Genomic DNA, 3,082 nt, shown 5'->3' with positions numbered 1-3,082 from the left:
CCGAGTCCCTGAGACCGAGCGGCGCGCCTTATCCACCCTACAACGGAGCTGGTTTTGTAGGGTGGATAAGCGCAGCGCATCCACCATCGGCCTCGCTGCCGACACGCTGTTGGCGGCGGCCACCCAAATTTGGAACTGCTGGGTGCTGATGTTGCGCCCTTGTCGACATCGAGTCCTTGGAACGAGGACGACCTCGGTAGTACGAGCGCCTATGTGCGTATGTCAACCGGCGCCAGGCGGATGATCTTGGGATGCAACGACTTACGCTCCGAGTCCTGATGTCGGCTGCGCGGCGCAACGATGAGGCGCGTGCGGGCATAGGACAATCAGTGTGTCCTATGATAGCCTGATGCTCGGTGGTCAGCGGCTTCGACATCGCGCTGGAGATCACGTTCGATGATGCTGTCGGCGGACGTTCGGTTCTCTGCGCTGCATCTGTGGCTTGCTCTCTTTCCTTATCCAACGCCATCGCCAATCAGCGATTTCAACGACGGAGATGATCCTGGCAGCGCAATCATTCAGTGTTCGAGGGTCTTCTTGCCAAGCCCGACATGAAGGACTGGTCGATCCGCGCGTCGCCGCCGCCCTCGCTTGGTGCGCGGCGCATGGCGAAGGCGACCTGACGCTGGCGATCCCGTTTACTTTGTCGACTGCGCAATTGCAAGCCCTCTTGGCGGAAGCCGGGGTTCTCAGCGTTCTCTCGACGCCTCCGGTCGACTCCGGTCTGTCAGCGGAGCGTGTCGGCGCGTTCCTGCCGGCTGAGTTTTCGTGGCGTCTGCCGCCGCGGATGGCGCGGCGAATCGTCTATATCGGCGGTCGTGACAGCATCACCGCGCGGATGATCCGCACCGCGTTGCGTGGCGGCGTCAGGAGCATGGTGTTCTGGGATCTCGACCGCTGGAGTTCCCGGTCGCTCGTGTTGATGGCGGTGTTCAAGGTCCTCAGCAAACTTTGGTCGCTGATTCTGGCGATTGTCTCCCGGGTGGGGGCGGTGATGCCGGGCCGAACGGCCTTGCTGGAAGGGATCGCGCGGTATCGGTTGACCCGGTTGTTGGACTCAACGAATCACGTACTGCCGGCCCCCGATGCGCCCGTCCCTGACCGTATCATCATGGCCTGTCCGACTTTGGTCGCGGGCGGTGCCGAGCGCCAGATTGTGAATACCGTGCTCGGCCTGCGCCGTGGCGGCGATGCGGACGTGACCGTCCTTGTTTCCCATCTGTTTTCGCCGCCTGGCAACGATTTCTTTTTCGAACAACTTGTTACCGCCGGGGCGAATGTCCAGGAAGTGCAGGGGCCGATGAGTAATCTCGACGCTTGGGATCGCCATGAGTCCCAGCCGGTCGCGCGTTTGACGCAACAACTTCGGCCCCTGCTACACAGATTTCCGCCCGAGATCGCACAAGAGGTCGCGAACCTCTACATCACCTTCCGTGAATTGCGTCCAGCCGTCGTTCACGCCTGGCTGGACCACAGTTGTGTGTGTGCCGGTCTGGCGGCACTCATGGCCGGGGTACCGCGGGTGCTGTTGTCCGGTCGCAATGTCAGTCCGGTGCATTTTCCGTACATCCTGCAGCCATTCATGCGGCCCGCGTACCGGGCCATGGCGACTCGCCCGGAAACGGTCTATGTCAACAACAGTCATGGTGGGGCCGCCGACTATGGGAACTGGCTTGGGCTCGAAGATGCCAGATTCCAGATCATTTACAACGGGCTCGACAGCGATGGGGTGACCCGTGCCGCGCCGGACCGGATCGCCGAGTTCAGGCAGTGCTACGGGATCCCCGAGCAGGCCAGGCTGGTCGGTGGGATGTTCCGCCTCTCGGCAGAGAAGCGCCCCGCACTTTGGGTCGACACCCTGATCCGTTTGACCTCCGAACGCGACGACATCCGCGGGCTCTTGTTCGGTGCCGGTCCCTTGCAGTCCAACCTGGAGGAAAAGCTCGCCCAGGCCGGCCTCGGGGACCGCGTGCGCCTGGTCCCGCCGACCAAAGAAAGCATCCTGGCATTGTCCGCGTTCGACGTGCTGTTGCTGGCGTCCCGCTGGGAAGGAACGCCCAATGTCGTCATTGAGGCGCAGGCGGTCGGCACGCCCGCGGTGGTGTGCGGCGGCGGCGGCGCCCGGGAGGCCCTGCTGCATGGTGTCACCGGTCTGTTTGTCGAGCAGCCGGACACGGCCGCACTCGCTGCCGCGCTGCTATCGCTGTTGGATGATCAGGGATTGCGGCGGCGGTTCGGCAGCGCCGGTCCCGCGTTCGTAGCGGAACGGTTCGGTTTGGAGCGGATGGTCGCGGCGACCCTGGAGACCTATGGGTTCGCACGGTGATCCGCGGCAGCCGGATACAGCGGCACGGAAATCCCGTTACCATGCGCGTTTGACGGAAGTCGCCTCACCCGCGGCGATCTGGCGTTCAAGACAACACGTGGAGATGCGGTGACGACATGTGCGGCATAGCAGGTATTTTGACTGAGTCCGGGGGCTTCGATGCCGATGCGTTGCGTCGCATCGTGACCGATGTGCGTGATTCCATGGTGCATCGGGGGCCGGACGCCGCCGGGGTCTGGGTCGACCCGGACGGCGGCTGTGCTTTGGCCCATCGGCGGCTGTCCATCATCGACCTCTCCGACGAGGGGCGTCAGCCCATGGGCAACGCGGACGGATCGGTGCAGGTCACTTTCAACGGCGAGATCTACAATTACGAGGGGTTGCGTGACGCGCTGATCGCCCAGGGTCACTGCTTTCACTCGCATACCGATACCGAGGTCATTCCGCACCTCTTCGAGATCTTCGACCCCGGCCGGGTGACACAGTTTGACGGCATGTTTGCGTTCGGTGTCTGGCACCGCGCGAGCCGCCGTCTGTTGCTGGCCCGCGACCCCTTCGGCAAAAAGCCCCTGTATTACGCCCAGGGGCCGGGCTGGTTTGCCTTCGCTTCCGAGTTGCAGGCGCTCACCCGGATGCCGGGGTTCGACGCGACCATCGATCAGGACGCGCTGGCGTATTTTCTGTTGCTCCAGTACGTCCCCGCGCCCTTCAGCATCTACCGCTCGGTGCGCAAGCTCCTGCCTGGTTCCACCCTGG

Annotated in this window: 2 protein-coding genes; both read left to right on the top strand. The window is 63.5% G+C overall.

Going from position 1 to position 3,082, the window contains the following annotated elements; genetic code table 11:
* Window positions 1-658: 658 nt before the first annotated feature.
* Window positions 659-2,326 carry a glycosyltransferase gene (locus tag QZY03_RS16140; protein ID WP_295582808.1) on the top strand — a complete coding sequence of 556 codons (1,668 nt, stop codon included), beginning with the start codon at window positions 659-661 and terminating at the stop codon, window positions 2,324-2,326.
* A 116-nt stretch (window positions 2,327-2,442) separates the two neighbouring features.
* The coding region (locus QZY03_RS16135) for an asparagine synthetase B (RefSeq protein ID WP_367116223.1) at window positions 2,443-3,082 on the top strand (640 nt) is incomplete at its 3' end.

It is taken from the genome of uncultured Lamprocystis sp., assembly GCF_903933125.1.
Taxonomy (GTDB): domain Bacteria; phylum Pseudomonadota; class Gammaproteobacteria; order Chromatiales; family Chromatiaceae; genus Thiodictyon.
This window is presented reverse-complemented; position numbering and strand designations above follow the sequence as displayed.